Origin of the sequence: Thermogutta terrifontis, from assembly GCF_002277955.1 — a bacterium.
Taxonomy (GTDB): domain Bacteria; phylum Planctomycetota; class Planctomycetia; order Pirellulales; family Thermoguttaceae; genus Thermogutta; species Thermogutta terrifontis.
Genome location: NZ_CP018477.1, coordinates 2,888,680 through 2,910,644, shown reverse-complemented (window position 1 = coordinate 2,910,644; position 21,965 = coordinate 2,888,680). Strand labels below are relative to the sequence as shown.

Here is a 21,965-nt window from a genome sequence, read left to right as displayed (position 1 = left end):
CACGAGTCATCCATGTACGAGCAGTTTTTTGGATTCAAGCAGCGGCCTTTCCCCGCTTCCTGTCATCCGCGGTACTACATTCCGCTGGAGGCTATGGAAGCGGCACGGGAAAAGCTGGTTCGAACAGTTTTGCGGGCCGAGGGAGCGGGGCTTGTCATCGGTCCCACCGGTACCGGCAAGTCCATGCTCCTTCACGTGATTGCCCAGCAACTTCAATCCCGGTGCGAGGTCGTGCTCCTCGCCCATGGGCGGTTTCCGAACGTTCGGGCACTGCTGCAGGCCATCCTCTGCGAGTTGCGGCAGCCATTTCGGGGCATGGATGAAGGTGAACTCCGTTTAAACCTGGTGGAATATCTCAGGAGCCTGCCGAGCTCGAGACCCCTTGCCCTGCTGGTAGACGAAGCCGATACCCTTTCTTTTCGATTGCTGGAAGAGATTCGCACACTGCTCAATGTGATGAGCGGTGAGGACCCGGCGGTGCGACTTGTGCTCGCTGGAGGGACCGGGCTTGAAGAGCGTCTGACGGCTCCCAAATTGCAGGTGCTCAGTCAGCGAATTGCCGCGCGGTGCTACGTGGACGCTCTTAACCGATCGGAGACGTTTTTTTACATCGAGCAGCACATCAAGCGGGCGGGAAAATCTCCCTCCGAAATTTTCCCCGAAAAGACCTGCGAGGCAGTCTATCATGCGACGGGAGGCGTCCTCCGCTTGATCAACCAGGTTTGTGATCATGCCCTCATTCTCGCCTTTGCCGACGGTCTTAAAACAGTGACGCCGGAGCTCGTGCAGGAAGCGTGGTCGGATCTCCAGCAATTCCCGATTCCGTGGGATCCGGTCCCGCGGTCGGGCGGTGCGAGCGGCGTCGTGGAGTTTGGAAGTTGGTCCGATATCGGGGGCGAATCGCACCGGGACCTGACAGCCGACCTTACCGGGGGCGGATCGAGTATCCCGGCCGAGCCTGCCGAACACCAGGGGTGGCGCGATCGGCCAGGTCAATCGCTGGCAGGACCGCACGGAGAACTCGACGGTTTACCATCGGCACAGGAGAGCGGTGAGCCGTTTGAAGTGCCCACCGATGTGCTGACGGGCGGAAGCACTTCCAATGATGCATTAGGAGGTGTCCCGAATCAGGAGCCGCCAGAGGGCTTGAAAGATCGTCCCGATCCGGTCGCACGGATTGACGATGTGGTGGCCACAGTTTCGGAACTCGAAAATGAGATGTCCCCCCAAACGGTGCGAACCCCCGAGGTGGAACTTGTCTTTTATGATTGGGGCGACCCCTTCGAGGAAAAGTTTTCTCAGGAGATTCGCGTGACTCCTCGCATGCCGACGGCGTATCGGAGCGATTTCACACCCCAAACCGTCTCGCCGCGGCAGACAGGGCATTCCGAATGGGAACCGTCAAGCGGCTCCTCCACTATCCGACAGATGGATGCTGCTCTTGTTGATTCTGCCGAGATCACAGAACTCGCTTCCCGCCCCGAACTCCACGTCGCACAGGCTGACGAGGCACCTGGCCGTGCGGAAAAACCGGAAGCTCAAGAGCCTCGCTGTCCGACGGCTACGGGGATCGCATCATCTTCGATCGAGTTACACGATTCACCCGGTGAGGACGCGCCGACTGAGAGCCTCCGACGGGAAGAACTCGGCGAACCGACGCATCCAGGTAGCGGGGCCGATGGAAAGCACGAGGAGATCGGAAGCCTTCGGCTGATGTCAAGCACCGTGGAACCGAAGGGGGAACAGCGGTCTGAAAGTCCCAGTGTCGTAGGATCCGATGGAAGCCCGGATACGAAGGCGTTATCGCCGATGGAGGCAGAAGAGTTGGTGCGAGACCGCACCGAGATGACCACACCGCATGTGCGACGCCGCTTCAAGTCGCTGTTCAGTCAGTTGCGCAATGCACAGTAACCGGTTAATCGGTTATTTGCGTCGTCATTGGAGTTTTTATGGGACACGGTGACAGGCCAACGGCGAGGATTGTTGAGGCCCTCGAACAACTGGAGAGGGAACGGGACGGGGCACCGTACACAATCCCGTTCTCGGGTCACGCTTCTTCAGCAGGGAACCGGTTGAAAGCGGCTCCGCCGCAACCGGCAGCGGAAACCTCCAGCGAAACGATCCGCGTGTGGCGACGGGATGAGGCGCACCTCGGCACGCTATCGGGAAGCGATCCGCGGACCACGGCAGCGAAAACGCCTCGGCCCGAAACGCAAAGCGAGGAAGAATCTGCAGGCCAGTTTCGTATTTTTCAGCGGCACTACGGTCACCATCTTCAGGATGTGGTGGACGTGCTCGTCCTGGCGCTGGGCTGGAAGGCTCAAAAGACGGGCTGGGTGAGTGTCCACCTGATGGATGAAGCCCTCGATCCGGGAGTCATTTTAGGATTGGCGGCCGAGGTTGCCGAGAGAAGCGATGAACCTGTCCTGGTGATTGATGGGGACATGCGCAATAGCGCGCTCACCAGAAGGCTGGGAGTCAACTTGGCCGCCGGGCTGGCCGGGCTCCTACCCCGAGGAGTGCTCTCCGACGAGGCGATTCTGAAAGGCCAGCGGATTTCATTTTTGCCGGCAGGAACGGGGCTGGTTTCATTGCCCGCCTGGCTTGAGTGCCGCCGCCTTTTCGACGGCTGTCGGCAGCGGTATGGACTTACGCTCGTTTACTTTCCCCTGAAATATGATAATTTTTTGCCAAAACTTCTCCGTGCCAGCGATGAAGCCTGGCTTTGGTGTGTGAAAGACCGCACACCTAAGCACACAGTCCGGCAGATCACAGAGATCATTCGTGGAGCATCATGTCCCCTTTCAGCGTCAGTTCTGATGGAAACTGTCGCCAGCAGATGATAGGGAGAGCATGCGTCAACCCGAAACCGAGTTGCTTTTAGCCAACCGGACTGCTTTGTCGATTTTCGATAGGGTTGTCGGGCATTCTCAAGGGGTGCTGGCGTTGCGCGGCGGAACCCGCTTTGCGGCGGGGACCTGCCAGCGGGGATCCGGCCTGTGGGCCTCATCCATTAATTGCCGTGCTTTTTCCACAATATCGGGATGCTCCGCTGCGATGTTTTTTGTCTCGCCCAAATCGTCAGTTAGGTTGTAGAGCTCGATCTCGCCGGTCAGCATCGGCTTGCGAATCGCCTTCCAGTTTCCAAAGCGCACCGCCTGGGCGGAGCCTCTTTCGTAAAACTCCCAGTACAGATACTTATGCTGCTTCTGCTCCGAAGGCTTGCCCAGCAACGTGGGTAAGAAGCTTATCGAGTCCCGATCGGGCGGCAGGTCGGCTCCGATAAGCTCACACAGAGTGGCCATCAGGTCGCCGAAATACGCGACGTGATCGGACACCGTTCCGGCAGATATCTTACCCGGCCACCACGCAATGAACGGTACCCGGATGCCGCCTTCATACAGGTCCCGTTTCATCCCCCGCAGGGGACCACTCGGCCGGAACCGCTGCACGTTATGGCCGGCCTCGTTGTGCGGCCCGTTGTCCGACGAGAACATCACCAGTGTCCGCTCGGCAATCCCAAGCTCACGGAGTTTTCGCAACAGACGGCCGACGTCACGGTCCATGCGAGTGATCATGGCCGCCTGTCCCTTGTCCTGATCGGGCCAGTCACGATCGGCATAAATGCCGAAGTCAGGGACTTCCGCCCCATTCCCTGTTGCCCGCGTTGCCTCGTTGTTAGCGTGGGGAATCGTGTACGCCAGATAGAGAAAGAACGGTTTTTCTTTGTGTTCCTCAACCCAGCGCAACGCATCCTCGGTGAAGAGATCGTGTGAATAATCCACTTTTTTGGTCGCATAGCCGGGGGTGAACTCGGCGCCGTAATCGGCTTTCACGGCGACAACCTCGTTGCGCAGCATGACCTTACCCCAGTTTCTCCACAAAAACTCAGGGTAGTAGTTGTGTGCGTGTCCCTGGTTGAGATAGCCAAAAAAGTAATCAAAGCCTTTGCGCAGGGGATGCCCCGGCTCCTCGCCTTCGCCCAGTCCCCACTTGCCGATGAGTGCCGTCTGGTATCCCCGGCCTTTGAGGATCTGGGTAATCGTGATGTCCTCCTCGCGGAGGGACTGATTGGCCCGCTGGTTGGCAGGTGCATTTCCCCGAACGGAACAGTGTCCCGTATGCTGGCCCACCATCAGGACACAGCGCGACGGGGCACAGACTGTCGAGCCGGCATAAAACTGTGTGAAACGCATTCCCTCAGCAGCCATGCGATCCAGCTCCGGCGTCTGGATGATCTGTTGACCGTAGCATCCCAGATCGCCGTATCCGAGGTCGTCGGCCAGTATGAAAATGACATTCGGCAACTGGTCGGATGTGGGAGTTTCGGCCCAACTCGCACTCAGTGCGCCGGCCATGATCCACGCAACGACGGCCAAAGCAACTCGCGATTTCATGGCGTCATTCCCCTCATCGCTTGGTCGAGTTTCAACTCTGATTTGACGGCCGCTCACGCAGTCAAAACTGGCACAATTTCTGACCGTGTAATCACTCGGACGGCACACCCGCGACAATCGCTCGTCCACATGACCACAGGTTTCCGTAGTGGGTTCGGGCCGGGACCTTATTTGTCTTCAGGCTGCTAGGCCATTATGAATTCGTCCGGGGCCCCCTGTAAACTGGGGAGCGATCCGTAACGTATGCCCTAAACTCAGCGACGTGAATCGCACGGCATATCTTGTAGGTCTTGCCTCGGCAATTGGTGTGGCGTTACAGGTCGCCGCTTCCACTCAGTCCTACACCTTCCAGATGACGTACATCGTCGGCGGTAATCAGCCGCATTCGGCCGTTGGTTGGGTCCACCTCCACCGTCGTGATGGACGCGTTCTGAAGTGCCGCTGGAAGCCTGGACGCATCCGAAGAGTCCAGGAGAGATTTTAACGTGACCACCAGCAACCTCCCGTGGGATACCACCGCCACGCGCTCGTAGCCCGAAGCGATGATATCGCGGAAGGCAGCAACGCCCCGTTCGGCAAGCTGGCGGCGCGATTCACCGCCGGGGATCACGAAGTCCGGATCACCGGAAGTCCAGCGACGGTAGTCTTCAGGGAACTGTGCGAGCAGTTCGCTGCGTAGCCGGTCCTGGAAAATACCGGCGTTGATCTCTTTCAGACGGGGATCGGTGCGAATCGGAGCGCCTGTTCGCCGGGCCACAATCTCCGCTGTCTCATAAGCACGGCGAAGGGGACTGCTGAAAATGACTTCCAACCCCACTTCCGCCAGTGCTTCGGCCACGGCTTGGCCCTGTCGTCGCCCTAGATCAGAGAGCGGTACATCAGACTGTCCCTGGACGCGACCTTCCGCGTTGTAGGTGCTTTCTCCGTGTCGAATACAGTAGAGAATCATCGCGAACACGTTTTTACCGTTCTCTTTGTCGTCTTCCCTGAAATAGACTGCCTTCGGCGAAAAAAATCGACACGGTCCAGAAACCGTGTCGATCGCGATACCGTTTCCTGACGCATCCGACTCACCCGAGGACCCGTCGGACAATCGAGCGATTATCCGAGCTTAATGGTACGGTTCAGCCCTTTTTGGTCTGCTCGGCCTTGTCAAAGGCGGCGTCGAAGGCCACCTTGCTCGGCGGGAAGTCGATCCGGCGGACGAACTCACAGGCCTCCTTCGCACCGAATTCTCGATCCATACCGCTGTCTTCCCACTCCACTGACAGCGGCCCCTGATAACCGATATCGTTGAGAGCCCGAATAATCTCTTCAAAGTCCACGCTTCCATGTCCCAGCGAGCGGAAATCCCAGGCCCGACGCGGGTCGCCAAAATTGAGGTGACTTCCCAAAATACCGCCTTTTCCGTCACGCTTGACGATCGCGTCTTTCATGTGGACATGGAAGATCCGGTCGGGGAAGTAGCGAATGAACTGTGCCGGATCCACGCCCTGCCAGATGAGGTGGCTGGGGTCAAAATTGAAACCGAACGCGGGATGTCCCTTGAGGGCCTCCAGCGTTCGCTCCGCGGTGTACAGGTCAAACGCAATTTCGGTGGGATGAACTTCCAGCGCGAATTTGACGCCGCACTCCTCGAAAACATCCAGAATGGGAATGAACCGCTCCGCAAGCAGCCGATACCCTTCCTCAATCATGTCCGGCGGGACAGGCGGGAACGAATACAGAAGATGCCAGATGCTGGAACCCGTGAAGCCATTCACGATGCTCACGCCGAACTTTTGCGCTGCCCGAGCGGTGTCCTTCAATTCGTCGGCAGCGCGCTGATTGACCCCGGCGGGATCACCATCTCCCCAGACATAGTCGGGCAGAATGGCTTTGTGCCGCAGATCGATATTGTCCAGAACGGCCTGCCCCACAAGGTGATTGCTGATCGCGTAAACCTGCATGCCGTACTTGGCCAGCAACTCGCGTTTTTTGGCGCAGTACTCGTCGTCCTCGAGTGCCTTGCGGACTTCAAAATGATCACCCCAACATGCTAGTTCCACGCCGTCGTACCCAAACTCCTTGACCTTCTGGAGAAGAGTTTCCAGGGGAAGATCAGCCCACTGGCCCGTGAACACCGTGACTGGTCGCGCCATGATTCACTCCTTACCTTAACAAACTGCCGACACAAGACACCGTGACGATCCAACCTGCCGTGCCATTGCCCAGTCGGATGGCGAAGTAATGCTGGTATTTTGGGCCATTTTGCTGACGACTGCAACACCCCCGGTGCCTGATCCATCCGCACTTGTTCTAAAGATCTGTAACATGCCAAAGACTCGATGGATTGTGGCACAACTTTTTGATAGACAATCGGTGGGGGCAATTTATGAGGGGTCGGTTGGAGGATTCGGCCAGGGCACTTCATGAGGATCGTCGGTACGGACAATTCATGAATTGCTCCAATCACAATCGCGTTTGGTGATAATCGATGGACGTCCCACCTGGGAAACACCCACACGGACATCGTGGCACATGCGATTCAGGAATCCCCCGAGCGATTATCCGAGCATTTGGACCCCGGTCGGTGGGGTGGATTGCCCAAACTCCGGAATGGAAGCTCGATAAGCAGGTCCCTGGGAAAAATCATAAGGAGGGGGTACGCTTGTCGTGCCCGCCGAAACGCAATGCATGGCCTAACGTTGCAAAGCGAACCTGCCCAGCGGTTCCTCCCGATAGAATCTCGCCTCCACGCGAATCGGTGTGGACGTCCGCATCCCCAAAAGTGCAAATATATCAGCCTAAAGCAAGCCTTGTTTCGTTCCGGTCCTCCGCGATAATGGGCACTAAAGAGTGACCAGCGCGGACAATCGATGATCCGCGTCTCCTGGAGCAGTATGTTAAGCGTGCCGATCATTGCTGAACTGGAATACTGGGAGTGTCGGCTGACGTACCGAGGGATAATGATGTTGGCTCGGTGTTTCCAACTGAACCACAGGAGAATGCTTCTGTTGCCCTCGATTTCTGACCATAGGCTTTCTGATATCGAGGATTGATCGAAAAAAGCCGCGTTATAAGAGGATGCTGTTACGGAGGTTGTTCCCATGAAAATCCTGATGCTGGTTGGTGACTATGTGGAAGATTATGAGGTCATGGTGCCGTTTCAGGCGCTCCAGATGGTGGGGCTGACGGTGCACGCCGTCTGTCCCGGTAAGGCGGCGGGGGAGCAGGTCCGTACTGCCGTGCACGACTTCGACGGTGCCCAGACCTATTGCGAACTCCGGGGCCATAATTTCACGCTCAACGCGGATTTCGATAAAGTCCGGCCGGAAGAGTACGACGCCCTCTGCATCCCCGGCGGCCGTGCCCCGGAATACCTCCGTTTGAACAAGCGCGTCATCGAAATCATCCGCCATTTTGCCGAGGCAGGCAAACCAATCGCCGCGATTTGTCACGGACCGCAACTCCTCACGGCGGCTGGCGTGCTGAAGGGCAAAATCTGCACCTGCTACCCGGCCGTTGCCCCGGATATCGTCAATGCCGGAGCCACATATGTGCAGGTCGATCTCGACCAGGCCTACGTGGACGGGAACCTCGTGACCGCCCCTGCCTGGCCGGCCCATCCCGTCTGGCTGGCACGATTCCTCGATGTGCTCGGCGTCCGCATCGAACTCCCGAAGCGATGACATAGCCGTCACACGAAACGTTCTCGGCGTGCACCGGTCCCGGTGATTAAACCGCGGTAGAAATGAGTTAATCGCCGAGGGTTGAATCGGCTGTGAATGCGTAAGAACCGACGCAACCAGGCCGATCGCGAGACGTTCGCGTGCCGGCGTGTCAGTTTTCGCGAACGAAAAAGAGCATCACACCAATAGCCATAGCGATGAGGAGACTGAGCCAGCCCCACCACCGTTGGCCGGTCGAGGGGGGCAGGAGTGTCACCACGAGATAGTGCTGTTGCTCAGTGTCCACCGGAAAGACATGATGCACATAGTGAACACCGCGATGGGATTCGGACACCCGAGTCGGCTGGGTTAAGCCCTCTGCAAGCAGGCGGCTGAGCTTCACCCACGGAACTCGCCAATGCGTGGGTTGATCTTCCTCCGAGCTATCCGTGGGCACAGCCAGCACGAGTGCCGCCTCCCCGGGTATGCCCTGCGCCAGAAGCACCTGAACCGCCGGTGTCGGTAGTCCATCCTCCAGTTTGGCCAGCTCCTCCGGCCAGTACTGATGGGGCGTTTGGCGGATCTTCTCGACAGTTTGCCGAATCACCTCACCGGGTAGTTCGACATCAGGCCGCCTTGGCCAGAGCGTCCACGCTGACAGTATCAAGAGAATGGCTGTGGCTATCCAACCTAAGGCGCGCATGGCACGTTTTCCCGTTGTTCATTCGACCTGCTGGAATTGGTTGGCTGGACCTCGCGGGGTGACACGAATGTGGGCTTCCGCTTGCGCTTGGCCCAGAAGACCGGTAGGTAAATGATCAGCCCGGAACAAGCAAGGAACGCTAAAGAAACACCCACAAGGTCCGCCCAGATCCACGCCCACTCCTTGCCGAAAATTTCACCTGTGTGCAGGTCTTTGAAGAATTTTTTCAAGCCCGGTTTGGGAGGAGGTTCCGAGAGCACCGCTCGCTGCGCAGACTTGCCGGGTGTCTGGAACGACTCAGCAGCAATCGGATGGACGTATTGGCGCTCCCGAGGCGGAGAGCTTTCCACGCCCTTGACAGCCACGAACCAGCCCAAGGTCGGATGAAAGCGGACGTCGATCTGCTTGATTCGGAAACCGTTCAGCCGGTCCGCATGATCGAGGGCGGTCACAATCACTCGAGCCGTTGCTTGGGTCGGAGGTGGCGTCGGTGGGAGGTCTTCCATCTTAGGCGCTTCGTACCATTTCGGATGGACTAGAAGAACTCCGGTGATGGCCACAGCCAACAGAGGGACCATCAGGGCTAGTCCAATCCACCGATGAAACTGGCGGAGCGGTCGTGAAAGTGTGCGAATGAAGGGAAACATGGTTTTCCTTTCTCTCACGGATCGATGGTTCGCATTTGAGGAATGATCTTGACGTCGCCGTCAACGCCTCAGCAGACCAGGCGGGCAGCCCGCCGCCGGGCTTGGTCACGGCAGACCACTTTCAAATGGTCACTCAGTCGTCGTCCTTGGCGTTAGGATCTTTTCCGCGAAGCAGTTCCCACTCAGTTTTGCTGCCCACCGTGACCACATGTCCGTCCACGAAGAGCACGTTCATGTGTCCTGCGTGAAACGGCTGGACGGTAAATACGCCTCGGAGCGGAAAAGACTTGATTTCCCCGGCTTTCCAGGGTTCAAAGAGATCGCGTGCCAGTTGGATTTGATGAGACTGGACCCGGTCCTCCGGTTTGAGTTCCTTACCCTCGGCCGCCTTCTTGGTGTCATAACCCTGAATGTGGTCCTCCAAACGGCGAACAAACCACGGCTTGGACTCTTTCTTCTTGGGTTTCCAGGTGCCGGTCTTTTTGTCGTATTCCATCACGATCCGCTCGGGGAGGAACCGCTGGCTGAACGCGCGGCCTTCCAGCTTGTAACTTGTGCCCAGTGACTTCGAGAACGGGGTGGAATCTTCCCTGGTACCCACATCGCCAGGGCAGGCGAAAATCGCTCGATTGTTTTCACAGAACGGGAGCAGTGCTTCAACGGCCGACTGGCTCGGATCCGTGAGGTCCCCTTCGCCAACGTGGAATGGCATCACCCCGTCGTGGAGGTTGGCATAATGGTGGACGGCAATGCCAATTTGACGGAGGTGACTGCGACATTGGGCGCTGCGTGCAGCTTCGCGAGCCATCTGGGTTGCCGGAAGGAGCAGACTCACCAGGATGGCCACGATCGCAATAACAACCAAAAGCTCAACGAGGGTAAACGCCGGATGCCGAGACGCTTTGCAGGAGTATGCATGTTCACGATCCTCCAGGTCTAAAGAATGTCTCTTCGCTGTCCATAGTCGTTCTGAGACTCAATCTCATTATCCTGCGGTATTGTAGTACCCGGATGCGACAATCGTCAAGCGCGACTTTTTTGTTGGGGTTTTTCGCGGGGAAGCTGGTGATCGCAGGGCACGTGCCATTCCCTCAACTACCCCGCACGACAAAAACCTGCCCAGTGGAAGTGATGCACCATTCACGAGTTAAAGCCTGGGCCTGTGATCTTGAAGGCAACCAACTGGGCGGGAATCAGGGTTTTTTACTCAAAGCCTGTCGCGCGGCGCGACAAGCGTGTCGCCGTGCGCAGCTCCGCTGGTAGCCTAAATCGCTCACCCATTTCAAAATTGTGTCTCTCCCGCGGGAAAGAAGCCCAGACCTCGACGAGGTCATGAAGGGTAAAATCCATCCCGGAGGGACCTGCCTATCAGGTCCGCATTGCGTCGTTGGACAATTCCTCGCGCGGACCGGCTTCCCCGTGCTTTCCGCGGTTTCTGTTTAAACATGGGGCCAATTCATAAACTGCCCCTACAATAAGTGAGCCTTCGGCCTGTCATAGCTGCAAATAGAAAGAGGTGGGATGAGTCAGCCTGAATTGAAATTGTTCGGTTCATCCAGTCAGCCCATAATGGCGTAATCGGGGACAATCCACTACCGGCCTGAAAAAGACGCGAACGCGAATTTTCCCTGTCACGTCTGAGACACGAGCAGCTTGGGACGGAACCCATGAGTAAACCTGAACTGGCCGTGGTCGTAACGACGTTCGAGCGACCGTGGCATCTTCGTCGGGTACTTTTATCTCTGGCGGTTCAAAAGGACCCGCCACCGTTCGAAATCGTGGTGGCCGACGATGGCTCCCAGGACGAAACGCCCCGAATTGTGGAGCAATTTCGCCAGGAAACCGGGCTGACCGTCAAGTTTGTGACTCATCCCCATGACGGATTCTGTCCCGCCAGGGCCAGAAATGAAGGATTCGCGGCATCGGCGGCACCGTACGTGCTGTTTCTGGATGGCGATTGCGTCGTTCCACCGGATCATTTGGCGGTGCACATGCGAGCGCGTCACCCTGGCCGGGCGATGACCACGGACTGCCTCCGCCTGGATCAACAGGTGACGCAGGCGTTTACGGAGCAGGCCGTCCAATCCGGGGTCTTCACCCAGTGGGCACCAAGGCGAGAGATCTCGCGGCTGCGCAGGGCGCACCTGAAGGCGGTTTTATATCACGTCCTCCGCCACCCGACCAAGCCGAGGGTTCTCAGCGGAAATCTTGCCCTCTGGCGAGAGGATTTTGAGCGAATTAATGGGTTTGACGAGAATTACCGTGGTTGGGGTTGCGAAGATGATGATTTGGGCCTTCGACTTCACAGGGTAGGGGTGCGCGTTGTTTCCCTGAGAAATCGCACCTGGACGTATCATCTCTGGCATCCCCGAGTGGCAACCGCCCCCGACAAAATCCGTCACGGGGTGAATATCGAGTATTTTCATCGAGCAGGTCGGCTGACACGATGTCGCAATGGCCTGGCTAAACGAGATATTCTTGACCTGGATATCGTCGTCAACGGGCAACCCGATGAGTGTGAGCGACTTCCTGGGGCATTGAAAAATGTATTGCTGACCCTGATCGGGCGAGAACGAAGTCCCACACACCCCAGACCGGAGGTTGAAATCGTGGTGTACGGGGTGCAGAAGAGGTTTCACTCGCGGGCAGAATGCCGGGTACTTATCGTGGCACCTCGAGCCAATCCGCCAGCAACTCTTATTCAAAACGCCGACGTCATCTGTTTGACGGACCATCCCCCGCCGATGATATCGCCACTCAAGCGCGGGGCGCGGGTCATCACGGCGCAGGATGCTGGCACGCTATGGCAAGTCATTGGGTGAGGCGGCCGTTTGATGCTCCTCGAATGGACCGTTCGCGCCGTCTGCGGAGAGTTCGCCGCTACGTGATATGACGCATATTTCGGTGCCTCGGATTTCGGTAGGTGGAATTCATGCATCGCTTTTCCGTGTCCAACTGACCCGAAAAATTCCCCTTTTTCTTGTCTCCTCCACCGCCGCATTTCTCGAAGCAGATAAACTGCGCGAACAAGAAAGAGAAAGAGTGGGCGAACCGGAGGGAAAAGACGCCTCGCCCACTCTTTCAAAACGGGAAGCGGGGGTTGTGCGTGCTTCGTATCGATGTCAACAGGGCAAACAAACTGCTCGGGGGACGGCCAGCGCCCGTTCGATTCGCCTCCCCCAGACCGGTCAAATCGACGTACCTTTTTGCGTGGCCGTCGCCCCGCAGCAGTTGTTGCTCTCCATCTACTGGAATAGCTCGATCTGCCCCCAGCGCACGCACGACGCAGCAAATTTTTCCGCAGCCGGGGGATGTCCCCACGATGGCGGGCGGCAATACCCCTGAAAAAGAGATTTCAGGCTGCTTCCGCCGTCCCTGGAATGTGCAAGTTGAAGAGCGAGAAAATCTCTTCCTGGGTGAGCGCCAGTTTTTTGGGCGTGGTGGCGGAAAAAATGGTTTCAAACAGCGCCCGTTTTTGTTCAAGGATGGTATTGATCCGCTGTTCGATGGTGTCCACAGCCAAAAATCTGGTCACAATAACTGGCCCTGCTGCCCCGATACGGTGCGCCCGATTGATCGCCTGGTCCTCAACCGCGGGGTTCCACCAGCGATCGAATAGGAACACGTAGTTGACGAACTGCAAATTGAGTCCCACGCTCCCGGCTCCGTAACTCATCAAGAGAATTCGGTGCTGAGGATCCTCGCGAAAGCGGCGGATGACTTCCTCCCGCTGGCGCGGAGGAATGCGACCATGGAAATAAAGGGGCCGATACTGGGGCAGGCGTCGTCCAATTTCTTCCAGCGTCCCCACCCACTGGCTGAAGATGATGGCCTTTCGGCCGCTGTCGGCGATTTCTTCCAGGTCAGCTTCGAGTCGCTCCATCTTCGCGCTTGCACCGGTGACGGGATCGAAATTGCAGATTTGCTTCAGGCGGATGACAAGCTCGAAGACGTGCTGAATGGTGATTTCCGCACCCAGTTCGGACAGCCGCAGGACGCCTTCCTTTTCCGCCATCTCGTAGGTTTTCCACTGCTCGGGAGTCAGTTCGATCTCGGCATCGCGGAACAGCTTGGGCGGCAGGTCCGTCAGCACCTCGTCCTTTGTTCGCCGTAGTACGAAATCGGCGATGGTTGTCCCCAGGCGATGGGGTTTCATATCCGGAGTGAGAAATCCGGGGGAAAGAAATTCGAAAATCCCCACCAAATCGTCGGTGCTGTTTTCCACTGGGGTGCCCGTCAGGGCCCAACTCCGTTTGCGGGAGATGGCGCGAACTGCCTGGCTGGTGGCTCCGGCACGATTCTTAATCCGTTGGGACTCGTCGAGGACCACCAGGTCAAAGCTCACCCTTGGCTCGCCGGTTTCATCCTTTGCCGTGAAGAATTCCTGATCACGAGGTAACAGTTCGTAATTGGCGATCTTCACCGGGACGGTGGTCAACTCCCACTGCCAGCGGCGACGCTGCGGTTCACCTTCAATCACCATGACTGGTATTTCAGGAGCCCAAAGCTCGAACTCCCGACGCCAGTTGCTCACAAGAGGTTTCGGACAGATCAGCAATACCCGCCGCACTTCGCCACACCGAAGCAGTAAGCGGATGGCCGTGATGGCCTGCATTGTTTTACCCAGGCCCATCTCATCCGCCAAAATGGCCGCATGACGGGGAAATAAAAACGCGACTCCTTCCAACTGGTAGGGGAACGGCGGGTGGGGAAATTCAAGCTGGCGTTCCGCAAGAATGAACTCCAGGGGTGGCTGCAGTAAATACTGGAGTCTGTCTTCCAGCTTGATGACATCTTCAGGCGGGCAGATGCGGTGTCCGGCACCGGCCGCCAATCGCTCAAGAAGGACCGCCGCATCACATTTGACACCACATTGCGGCCGAATGCCATGACCCGTCACGCACTGCTTCCCAGAGAAGGGGGCACCCACCGGGTCGTCTGCGCCGGTTACTCTTTGGCCGGATGGCTCGCTTCCATTTGGCAGCAGACCTTCTGGGCTTGGAGCATCGTCGTGAGAAAGAAAGAAAAAGCTTTTGATCTCGATTTTGTTAACCCCTGGATTGAGGGAGAGAACTCGGAAAGCTGGGCCGGCCAGTTCCCATGTTTGCGTTTCCACGGGCAGCCCGCGTTCCAGTCCGCGATTCCAGCCGGTCACATACGGATCGATCCGGAAGCTCAGTGTGAATGGTTGGTATGTGTCCAAAGGTGAGGATTCTGCAGCCGGCATCGCCAAAGGGCTATCTGTGTGAAGCGTGAATGGCGCCATCGAATTTGGGGACTTCTCTCCGTTGGCCACCGCAGTGTGTGGACGTTCGGACTCCTTTCGGCGTCGCCAGAGAATGCGGAAGAGCATCGCGGATCACCCCCGTCGAAGGGCTTCCTCGAGGGCCGCGCGAATCCTTCCAAATGGCTCCAGTAGGTCGAACGCCCCAGCCCACGGGGAAAGATATTCCTGGACCCGGGTTATTCCCTCGACCGACGATTCAGGAACAAGGAGTGTGTTTCGCCCGATCTGCAGAGTTTGGCAGGCGGGAAGGACCCCGCATTCAAGCAGGGCTGTGCCCGCGGCCCTGGCACCAATGGGCGAGTAAACACAACGTGTAGATTCACCACTCGCCGCCGATTCATGCTCGACTGCCGCGCTCGTTTCGGGCGACACCACGAGCGCTACCGGCTCGTCCACGACCTGAGAGAGAGTCAGGGCCTCCCACTCGGAGACAAAAATGATTTCCGCTGCCGATTTGGCCTTGGCGATCAGGGCCGGCGCCATCTGTTCACCGAGAAGATACGGCTTGAGGGTGGGGCCATAAAGGATTTCCTGTGCTCGGGTGGGTCGGACAGGAGTCGTGCAGTGGAATTCAACAGGGCGCCCTACCCCATTGAGGATCAGGTATCCCCCTACGTATCCTCCGTCCGCGAGTGGGAGTGCGGTGAAAAAGCCTAGCCGCAGGGACGACCTGGTCCCCACATTATCATGCTGCTTCATAAGCCCTCGCTGCTGCCAACTCGGGGTTTGCCAACTCTTTGCTGAGCCAGTTCAGACGGGAGAACCGGCAAATCTCCCGCACGCGTCATGGTCATCGGTTATGGCTGGCGCGGAACTTTACGCTTCCGTCGGATGTTCTTGAGACAGAGAGTTTGCGGGATTTACGGGCGCGGGAATCTTTTTTCAAGGGGAGGAGAAAAACTTTTTCTCAAGTCCCGCGCCTGACACTCGACTTTTCCGGTCGGTTCTGGTTATACTGATCTGTTAAATGAAGGAGGTATAGCGACCATGAGCGAGAACCGACCCATGCGGCCGCCACTTTTTACCCAAATCGATGTCTCCCAGGCGACTCCCCCACCTGCACCTCCTCCCGCGGGGAGCCTTGCCGAAGTGGCCATGCTCCTGCGTCAGTTGCTGGCCATCGAGCAGCGGCAAACCAAGTTGCTCGAAGACCTCGTCAACCACGTGCAGAATACACAGCGACAACGAGCGATTGAACTCGGGCAATGGCGCCAAGCCAATCCGCATCTTGCCCGAAAATGCCGCGAGGCCGCCGAAGCCCTCGCCCGTGTCCAAACGGAATTTCTTCACCAACTCACTAAAGAAGTTAACGAGAACTTTGACGCCCTTCTTGACGGCGAGTTCATGTTTACCGAATTTGTCGATCGGTTCGGCCCGCGGATGGCGCATCTCAACAGCATCCTTCAGGTGCTCACCCAATTGAGCAGCCCACCGCCGGCCCCGAATTCCTCCAACAATAACTCGCCGTGATGACGGAATGCCATCGCGGGTAATTTAAACGGCCAGAAGGCTGAGCGGCTTCGTCAACGCGACGTTCTGGCCGTCAAAGTGCGGTGGTGATAGGGTAATGATCGCGCCAACGTGCTACCTGCGCGCTTGCAGACTGCCAGCGACGGTACATCGCGGTTGCACTTCTCTTCCAATGCTGGAACCGAGTATCAATCTGCTCTGCCAACCCACCTGGGCAAAATCACTCCATTCGGTAAACTCGATGGTTTCCCACCACGTATTAATCGATGGCACCCGCGTGCCGAAAAACAATATTTGAAAAGGCATGCCGTTCGGGCAAACGCGGGATTCGATTCGCTGTTTTTACCCCAAACATGGCGTGGCCTGTGAAATCCCCACGTGCGGCTTTCCGGATAGGTCGTTCATCCCTTTACAGGATGTGTGGCAAGTGGGAATAGCAGGCCGAGCTCAGGCAGCAGGGTCGGCGACAGTCACGAGGCGCGCGCCGTTTCCAGTCACGATTTCCGGAGTGTTTGTGCGCCCTCATTGGTGATTTGAGTTTTCGGAGGCAACTCGGATTTCCCAACACAGGAGGACCGATTCATGCGTCGCTGGATTTTGATCGCGGCCATGGTGCTGGCGTGTGGTTGGACCCTGGGGCTTGATCGCGATGCTTCGGCGAGCAGCCGGCGAGAGTATCGCGAGGCGATTCGGTCCTTGCCGCTTCTGGAACGTCCCAACCGCTTTGGACACTTTTACGGGAATACCGTACGCCGCATTTATTACCGGCGGCACGGGTATTTGCCCCAGCCAGAGATGCCTCTCGACAATTCCTCGGAAACCCCGGCAGCGCCGGCACCCACTCCATCGGCCCATCAAGCGAAGTGAGAAACTCCGATCAATTCTTTGAGCTTTGAGAAGAATCATCGCGTCCCACCGGCGGAATCGATTCCCACCACTGTTCGGCGGGACCGGTCGCCGGTCTCCCCCGCGAGGTCGAGGAACCCGTTTTTGGTTTTGGCCGCCATCCTGGTTGCGCTGGGCAGATGACTTCCTCGGCTCTCTGTTCTCCTTCCGGTGCATCAGAGCGTGTTGCGATCGGACAACGTGACGTGTTGCCCGATGAGCACAGGATGGCTTTCTGAATTCTCTTCACACCCGACGAGCCATGGGCCTTTTGGCTCACTTTCCTCCTATCCGACATGCTCATAATCGTTTGGCATGCAGATCGCTCTTCATTCTGCCAGAACCGAGCCATTACAGGAATTCGGGTGGTCAGGAGAAGGAAAGGAGCCAGAGGATGCAGCGCGCTGGAACGTATCTGCCGGACCCTGTGATGGAGCACGAGCAGGTGGATTGGATGCTGGTGTCGGTCAGCGAGTGCCCGAATTCAGAGGCCGAAGAGTATTTCATTCGCACCTATTTCCGGGTTCCTCACGAACCATTTGGCCCCCGGGGAGCGTTCGTGCGACCGGTTGAGGTTCGCCGGACGCGAAACTGGGTCCTCTTCCGTCAGGTGTCGGGCATCCTTTATTGAGCCGTTCTATCCATACGATCAGTGAACCGACGGAGTCGCCTGCCGTTCGTCCATCTACCACAGCTCGGTCTTTCCCGGTAAAAATGAAACGCCAGTGGCAAGCTGGCCGCTGATGTCATACGGGAAAGAATCGTCATTCCTCTCAGTTCACGCGATCTGGAACGCCGTCGGTTAATGGATGATGCCTATCATGCCCGACTGGTGGCCCACCTGAGACTCAGCCTGATCGAGGGTGTCGGTCCCCGGCTGTATCAATTGCTCATCAATCGCTTTGGCTCGCCGGAAGAGGTCTTCTCCGCGAGCGAAAACGCCCTTCTGGAAACTCCGGGGGTGGGACGCCGTCTGGCTGCCAGGCTCCGCAATCCTCCAGCCGTTGCGGAAACGGAAGAGCTCATCGAAACCTGCTTTAAAGCAGGAATCGACATTCTCTGGCCGGAACACATCCGTTATCCGCGATTACTTAAGGAGATTCCAGACCCTCCCCTGGCTCTCTTTGCCCGTGGCGAACTGAAGTCCGAAGACGAGCTGGCCGTGGCCATCGTGGGAACACGCCACGCTTCCACCTACGGTCTGGCCATGGCAGAGCGGTTGGCCGCGGGTTTGGCCCGGGCGGGTGTCACGATCATCAGTGGCCTGGCGCGAGGCATCGATGCCGCCGCCCATCGAGGCGCTCTGATGGCAGGCGGGCGTACCATCGCCGTCCTGGGAAGTGGAGTGGCACGCATTTACCCGCCGGAGCACGCAGCCCTCGCGGAAGAAATCTTGCAGCACGGGGCCTTGCTTAGCGAAGCCCCTCCTCACGCGCCGCCTCACGGCGGGATGTTCCCCCAGCGCAACAGGATCATCAGTGGCATGGCATTGGGCGTGGTCATTGTGGAAGCCGGCGAATCCAGCGGCGCGCTGATCACGGCGCGTCACGCGGTAGAGCAGAACCGCGAGGTCTTCGCCGTTCCCGGTCGCGCCGACGCGCCGAATTCCCGGGGATGCAACCGGCTTCTGCGAGATGGTGCAAAATGGGTGGAATCCCCGGAGGACGTCCTGGAAGAACTGGGACCGCTGGCGCGGCCCGTGGCTCGCTCTGATGGCACCACCATCCGTCAGCCTGCCGAACTCAAGCTCACTCCGCTGGAGCAGCAGGTCCTCCAGACTATCCGCAGCGATCCCACCCCCATCGATGAAGTGATCGCAATGACCGGTCTGGCGGCCTCGCAGGTGCTGGCCATCATCAGCGTATTGGAAATGAGAAAGCTCATCCGCCGACTGGGAACCAACGTCCAGCGTTTGTGGTGAGTGGCGATCGATCCCTCTGCTTGCCCCGCGGCATGCGACCAGCTACCTTAACCAGGCAGGATTGGTGTCGGTGTCGCAAAGCAAGGGGAAAGGGCCCACGCCATGAACCAAATCCGTATCCTGATGATGGGATGGCTGGTCGCGGTTTGTCCTTGCTCGCTTGCCCACTCCGGCGAGATGCGCTTCCGCCACCATTTCATCGACCGCCAGTTACCCGGTGATTCCTGGGGACAAACAGCCATGGCCGACCTCGACCGGGACGGCCGACTCGATTTCATCACGGGCAAAAGCCGGGGCACCATCCTGTGGTATCGACAGATCGCGCTGACCCAATGGGAACGTCACGCACTCGGGGAAGATTCTCCCTCCGATGTCGGCGGCGCGGTGCTGGATGTGGATAAGGATGGTTGGACCGACTTTGTGACGGGCGGAGCGTGGTACCGAAATCCGCACCGGCCTGCCGAACAGCCTTTCGAACGCATTATCTTCGATCCTCAGTTGTCCAGTGTCCACGATGTGGTCATCGCTGACATCAACGGTGATGGTCGCGCCGACGTGCTGACCATGTCGGACCGCAATAATGTCCGCTGGTACGAAATTCCCGACAACCCCACACAGCCCTGGGTCCGCCATGATCTCGGCCCCTCCGTCCACGCGGGCTTGGCCGTGGGCGACATCGACGGGGATGGCGATCTCGACGTGGTGCGGTCGAATATTTGGTTTGAGAATGCCGATGGCAAGGGACTCCGCTGGATCCCACACGAGAATATTCCCTTCGGAAATCCCAACAAGCCGTTTCCGCTGGCCACCCGTTGCGTGGTCCTGGACGTGGATCGCGATGGAGATCACGACCTGGTGATGACTGAAAATGAAATCCGGGGCGGTCGAATAGGCTGGATCGAGAACACCGATGGCCGCGGCGGTGCCTGGGTGGTTCACGCTTTTCCGGCTGGTGATGCGGCGGTCCGCGGGGCCTATCACTCACTGGCGGTGGCAGATTTCGATTTGGACGGCGATCCCGACGTCTTCAGTTGCGAGATGGAGGGAATTCCCGGCGATCGCCCGCCGCGCTGGTTCATTTGGGAAAATGTTGACGGAAAGGGAAGGCAGTGGAAGGAACACGTCATTCTCGATGCCAACCTGGGCGGTCATGAAGCTGTGGCAGCCGACATTGACGGCGACGGCGACTGGGACATCATCTCCAAGCTCTGGCGTCCGCGGAAAGACAACGCCAACCAGGGCGGCAACCACGTCGATTTGCTGGAAAACCTTGCCCGGTAGGTTCACTCGCCAATCGCCAGTCAGGTTTCTTGGCATTCCGCACGGCATTGCTGAGGTCTTCTCCGGCGAGCTTTTTCCCCGGGCGGACCGCGTCGGTGCGGTCACCGGCCGTTTGCCAGAGTGCGGGAAGGGCATTTCGGTCGGGGCAATTGGCGGATCGCTCGCGGAGTGGATGAAGCGTCGAATTGGCCGGGTAGGGGTAATTCATGAATTGCCCTTACCGAGACGTTGTTTGGTCTTGATGAACGCGTTTTGAGCGATTCATCAATTGCCCCGCGCGTATGGAGGGACCTGCTTGTCAGGTCCGTGTCTTCCCAGGCTGGATTATCAATCTGGCCTTCGTGTTGGCGGGTATGGAGGGACCTGCTTGTCAGGTCCGTTTCCTCGAGGACGGATTATCGATTTCGTCTCCGTTTTGGCGGGCACGACAAGCGTGCCCCTCCGACGTTTAACGGACGTCGTCGAGGGCGTCGCGCTAATGTGTACAGCTTGCAACAGGGGTGGGGAACTGGTAGGGGCAATTCATGAATTGCCGCTATTGAGACGTTGTTTGGAGTTGGTGAGTGCGGTTTGGAGCGATTGATAAACGCCCCTACCGGTGGCTCGTCCTGTCGAGTGTTTCTTAAGCTCCGACCCGGAAAAGTTTGTTGAGGCGGGCGATCTCTCAGCCGGTAGGCGTCCTCTGGGGAATTCAGAGCCCATCCAAAACCAAAGCTCCGCGCTGGCATTCGAGCCAATTGTTGGGCTTTCGGATAAGTCCTAACACTACTCGCTACTCGCCACTCGCTCTTAAACGGTTTCAATCCCAACTTGGTGCGATTAAGACGCCATGGGATCTGTCGAGGCTTTCGGTCCAGATATAGGTTTCAATCCCAACTTGGTGCGATTAAGACTGGCGGCATCGACTTCGGAAACGATGCCGTTAGAAGAAGTCTGTTTCAATCCCAACTTGGTGCGATTAAGACGGTTTTGGTGTCTATTTATGGACACGAGAGTATCAAATTGGTTTCAATCCCAACTTGGTGCGATTAAGACAGTTAGCGGTTTTGCCTTCTGAAGCGTCCTGGTTCAGGTTTCAATCCCAACTTGGTGCGATTAAGACTCATAAAGTTGGCAAACGTGACATTGGAATACCAGTTTCAATCCCAACTTGGTGCGATTAAGACGTCAAGGACATCCTCAGGATGGATAGGTGGGACTGCGGTTTCAATCCCAACTTGGTGCGATTAAGACTTTCCTTTTAAAGGAGGTGAAAAATGAAAGGTTCATTGTTTCAATCCCAACTTGGTGCGATTAAGACATGCCATATCGGAATTTAAGAATCTATGGCCATGAAGTGCGTTTCAATCCCAACTTGGTGCGATTAAGACCCGCCCGACGTCCATGTTCTGTTGAGCGCTGAGTTTCGTTTCAATCCCAACTTGGTGCGATTAAGACACATTTCCCAACCTGCTTCGGCAAGCCTGATCAGAATCGAAGTTTCAATCCCAACTTGGTGCGATTAAGACCCGCCCGACGTCCATGTTCTGTTGAGCGCTGAGTTTCGTTTCAATCCCAACTTGGTGCGATTAAGACGGCATATGAGATCATTCCGTCGATATTGAAAAAGCTGCGTTTCAATCCCAACTTGGTGCGATTAAGACTTCAAGCAAATGGGCGCAGACATCAGCGATGATATCCTTACGTTTCAATCCCAACTTGGTGCGATTAAGACGCGGAAACTT

18 protein-coding genes and 1 CRISPR repeat array (1 of these 19 running past the window's edge) are annotated in these 21,965 nt (G+C 57.4%); of the genes, 10 read left to right on the top strand and 8 right to left on the bottom strand.

The window, feature by feature from the left end; all coding sequences use genetic code 11:
- The first annotated feature begins 12 nt into the window (after positions 1-12).
- Positions 13-1,911 carry an ExeA family protein gene (locus THTE_RS10825; RefSeq protein WP_095415455.1) on the top strand — a complete coding sequence of 633 codons (1,899 nt, stop codon included), beginning with the start codon at positions 13-15 and terminating at the stop codon, positions 1,909-1,911.
- Positions 1,912-1,949: 38 nt separating this feature from the next.
- Positions 1,950-2,843 (top strand): P-loop NTPase family protein, encoded by an 894-nt coding sequence (locus THTE_RS10820; protein WP_095415454.1) that lies wholly within the window; start codon positions 1,950-1,952, stop codon positions 2,841-2,843.
- Between the two features lie 87 nt (positions 2,844-2,930).
- Here THTE_RS10820 and THTE_RS10815 read toward each other — a convergent pair whose 3' ends face one another.
- From THTE_RS10815 to THTE_RS10805, 3 genes are all read right to left on the bottom strand, one after another.
- Positions 2,931-4,397: an arylsulfatase gene (locus tag THTE_RS10815; RefSeq protein ID WP_207651696.1), complete on the bottom strand. Its 1,467-nt coding sequence runs from the start codon at positions 4,395-4,397 to the stop codon at positions 2,931-2,933.
- A 313-nt stretch (positions 4,398-4,710) separates the two neighbouring features.
- Positions 4,711-5,490: a histidine phosphatase family protein gene (locus THTE_RS10810; RefSeq protein WP_095415453.1), complete on the bottom strand. Its 780-nt coding sequence runs from the start codon at positions 5,488-5,490 to the stop codon at positions 4,711-4,713.
- 31 nt (positions 5,491-5,521) lie between these two features.
- Positions 5,522-6,538: a sugar phosphate isomerase/epimerase family protein gene (locus THTE_RS10805; protein ID WP_095415452.1), complete on the bottom strand. Its 1,017-nt coding sequence runs from the start codon at positions 6,536-6,538 to the stop codon at positions 5,522-5,524.
- 948 nt (positions 6,539-7,486) lie between these two features.
- Between THTE_RS10805 and THTE_RS10800 the strand changes: the two genes are divergently transcribed.
- A complete protein-coding gene (locus THTE_RS10800; RefSeq protein WP_095415451.1) occupies positions 7,487-8,068 on the top strand; it encodes a DJ-1/PfpI family protein in 582 nt (193 codons plus the stop codon).
- A 151-nt stretch (positions 8,069-8,219) separates the two neighbouring features.
- Here THTE_RS10800 and THTE_RS10795 read toward each other — a convergent pair whose 3' ends face one another.
- The 3 genes from THTE_RS10795 to THTE_RS18590 all read right to left on the bottom strand — a co-directional run bounded on the left by THTE_RS10795 (position 8,220) and on the right by THTE_RS18590 (position 10,262).
- A complete protein-coding gene (locus tag THTE_RS10795) occupies positions 8,220-8,750 on the bottom strand; it encodes a hypothetical protein (RefSeq protein ID WP_095415450.1) in 531 nt (176 codons plus the stop codon).
- Positions 8,738-9,397 carry a PepSY-associated TM helix domain-containing protein gene (locus THTE_RS10790; RefSeq protein WP_095415449.1) on the bottom strand — a complete coding sequence of 220 codons (660 nt, stop codon included), beginning with the start codon at positions 9,395-9,397 and terminating at the stop codon, positions 8,738-8,740. The genes THTE_RS10795 and THTE_RS10790 overlap by 13 nt, the downstream gene beginning before the upstream one ends.
- A gap of 133 nt (positions 9,398-9,530) precedes the next feature.
- Positions 9,531-10,262, bottom strand: coding sequence for a prepilin-type N-terminal cleavage/methylation domain-containing protein (locus tag THTE_RS18590; RefSeq protein WP_420823846.1), 732 nt, complete (start codon positions 10,260-10,262; stop codon positions 9,531-9,533).
- Between the two features lie 802 nt (positions 10,263-11,064).
- On the opposite strand from THTE_RS18590, the gene THTE_RS10780 reads away from it, so the two are divergent.
- Both THTE_RS10780 and THTE_RS10775 read left to right on the top strand, forming a co-directional pair.
- On the top strand, positions 11,065-12,219 hold the full coding sequence (locus THTE_RS10780; RefSeq protein ID WP_095415447.1) for a glycosyltransferase: 1,155 nt from the start codon (positions 11,065-11,067) through the stop codon (positions 12,217-12,219).
- 82 nt (positions 12,220-12,301) lie between these two features.
- A complete protein-coding gene (locus tag THTE_RS10775; RefSeq protein ID WP_157732028.1) occupies positions 12,302-12,742 on the top strand; it encodes a hypothetical protein in 441 nt (146 codons plus the stop codon).
- Between the two features lie 10 nt (positions 12,743-12,752).
- On the opposite strand, the gene THTE_RS10770 is transcribed toward THTE_RS10775, so the two are convergent.
- Both THTE_RS10770 and THTE_RS10765 read right to left on the bottom strand, forming a co-directional pair.
- Positions 12,753-14,750 (bottom strand): DEAD/DEAH box helicase, encoded by a 1,998-nt coding sequence (locus THTE_RS10770; protein ID WP_237260120.1) that lies wholly within the window; start codon positions 14,748-14,750, stop codon positions 12,753-12,755.
- Positions 14,751-14,756: 6 nt separating this feature from the next.
- Positions 14,757-15,383 (bottom strand): hypothetical protein, encoded by a 627-nt coding sequence (locus THTE_RS10765; RefSeq protein WP_095415445.1) that lies wholly within the window; start codon positions 15,381-15,383, stop codon positions 14,757-14,759.
- A 288-nt stretch (positions 15,384-15,671) separates the two neighbouring features.
- Here THTE_RS10765 and THTE_RS10760 point away from each other — a divergent pair, with 288 nt between their 5' ends.
- The 5 genes from THTE_RS10760 (at position 15,672) to THTE_RS10740 (ending at position 20,241) form a co-directional block, all read left to right on the top strand.
- On the top strand, positions 15,672-16,154 hold the full coding sequence (locus tag THTE_RS10760) for a hypothetical protein (protein ID WP_168175838.1): 483 nt from the start codon (positions 15,672-15,674) through the stop codon (positions 16,152-16,154).
- A 582-nt stretch (positions 16,155-16,736) separates the two neighbouring features.
- On the top strand, positions 16,737-17,021 hold the full coding sequence (locus THTE_RS10755) for a hypothetical protein (RefSeq protein WP_095415444.1): 285 nt from the start codon (positions 16,737-16,739) through the stop codon (positions 17,019-17,021).
- A 412-nt stretch (positions 17,022-17,433) separates the two neighbouring features.
- On the top strand, positions 17,434-17,670 hold the full coding sequence (locus THTE_RS10750) for a hypothetical protein (RefSeq protein ID WP_095415443.1): 237 nt from the start codon (positions 17,434-17,436) through the stop codon (positions 17,668-17,670).
- 174 nt (positions 17,671-17,844) lie between these two features.
- Complete coding sequence (gene dprA / locus THTE_RS10745) at positions 17,845-18,960, top strand: DNA-processing protein DprA (RefSeq protein ID WP_095415442.1); 1,116 nt, start codon at positions 17,845-17,847, stop codon at positions 18,958-18,960.
- A 102-nt stretch (positions 18,961-19,062) separates the two neighbouring features.
- Positions 19,063-20,241, top strand: coding sequence for an FG-GAP repeat domain-containing protein (locus THTE_RS10740; protein WP_095415441.1), 1,179 nt, complete (start codon positions 19,063-19,065; stop codon positions 20,239-20,241).
- Between the two features lie 796 nt (positions 20,242-21,037).
- A CRISPR array of direct repeats spans positions 21,038-21,965; the repeat unit is 30 nt; unit sequence GTTTCAATCCCAACTTGGTGCGATTAAGAC (it continues 2,083 nt past the right edge of the window).

Bases quoted from the DNA above. Each gene is read 5' to 3' on its own strand.
- THTE_RS10825 (WP_095415455.1), top strand. From the start codon at position 13: ATGTACGAGCAGTTTTTTGGATTCAAGCAGCGGCCTTTCCCCGCTTCC.
- THTE_RS10820 (WP_095415454.1), top strand. From the start codon at position 1,950: ATGGGACACGGTGACAGGCCAACGGCGAGGATTGTTGAGGCCCTCGAA.
- THTE_RS10815 (WP_207651696.1), bottom strand. From the start codon at position 4,397: ATGAAATCGCGAGTTGCTTTGGCCGTCGTTGCGTGGATCATGGCCGGC.
- THTE_RS10805 (WP_095415452.1), bottom strand. From the start codon at position 6,538: ATGGCGCGACCAGTCACGGTGTTCACGGGCCAGTGGGCTGATCTTCCC.
- THTE_RS10800 (WP_095415451.1), top strand. From the start codon at position 7,487: ATGAAAATCCTGATGCTGGTTGGTGACTATGTGGAAGATTATGAGGTC.
- THTE_RS10795 (WP_095415450.1), bottom strand. From the start codon at position 8,750: ATGCGCGCCTTAGGTTGGATAGCCACAGCCATTCTCTTGATACTGTCA.
- THTE_RS10790 (WP_095415449.1), bottom strand. From the start codon at position 9,397: ATGTTTCCCTTCATTCGCACACTTTCACGACCGCTCCGCCAGTTTCAT.
- THTE_RS10780 (WP_095415447.1), top strand. From the start codon at position 11,065: ATGAGTAAACCTGAACTGGCCGTGGTCGTAACGACGTTCGAGCGACCG.
- THTE_RS10770 (WP_237260120.1), bottom strand. From the start codon at position 14,750: ATGCTCTTCCGCATTCTCTGGCGACGCCGAAAGGAGTCCGAACGTCCA.
- THTE_RS10765 (WP_095415445.1), bottom strand. From the start codon at position 15,383: ATGAAGCAGCATGATAATGTGGGGACCAGGTCGTCCCTGCGGCTAGGC.
- THTE_RS10760 (WP_168175838.1), top strand. From the start codon at position 15,672: ATGAGCGAGAACCGACCCATGCGGCCGCCACTTTTTACCCAAATCGAT.
- THTE_RS10755 (WP_095415444.1), top strand. From the start codon at position 16,737: ATGCGTCGCTGGATTTTGATCGCGGCCATGGTGCTGGCGTGTGGTTGG.
- THTE_RS10750 (WP_095415443.1), top strand. From the start codon at position 17,434: ATGCAGCGCGCTGGAACGTATCTGCCGGACCCTGTGATGGAGCACGAG.
- dprA (WP_095415442.1), top strand. From the start codon at position 17,845: ATGGATGATGCCTATCATGCCCGACTGGTGGCCCACCTGAGACTCAGC.
- THTE_RS10740 (WP_095415441.1), top strand. From the start codon at position 19,063: ATGAACCAAATCCGTATCCTGATGATGGGATGGCTGGTCGCGGTTTGT.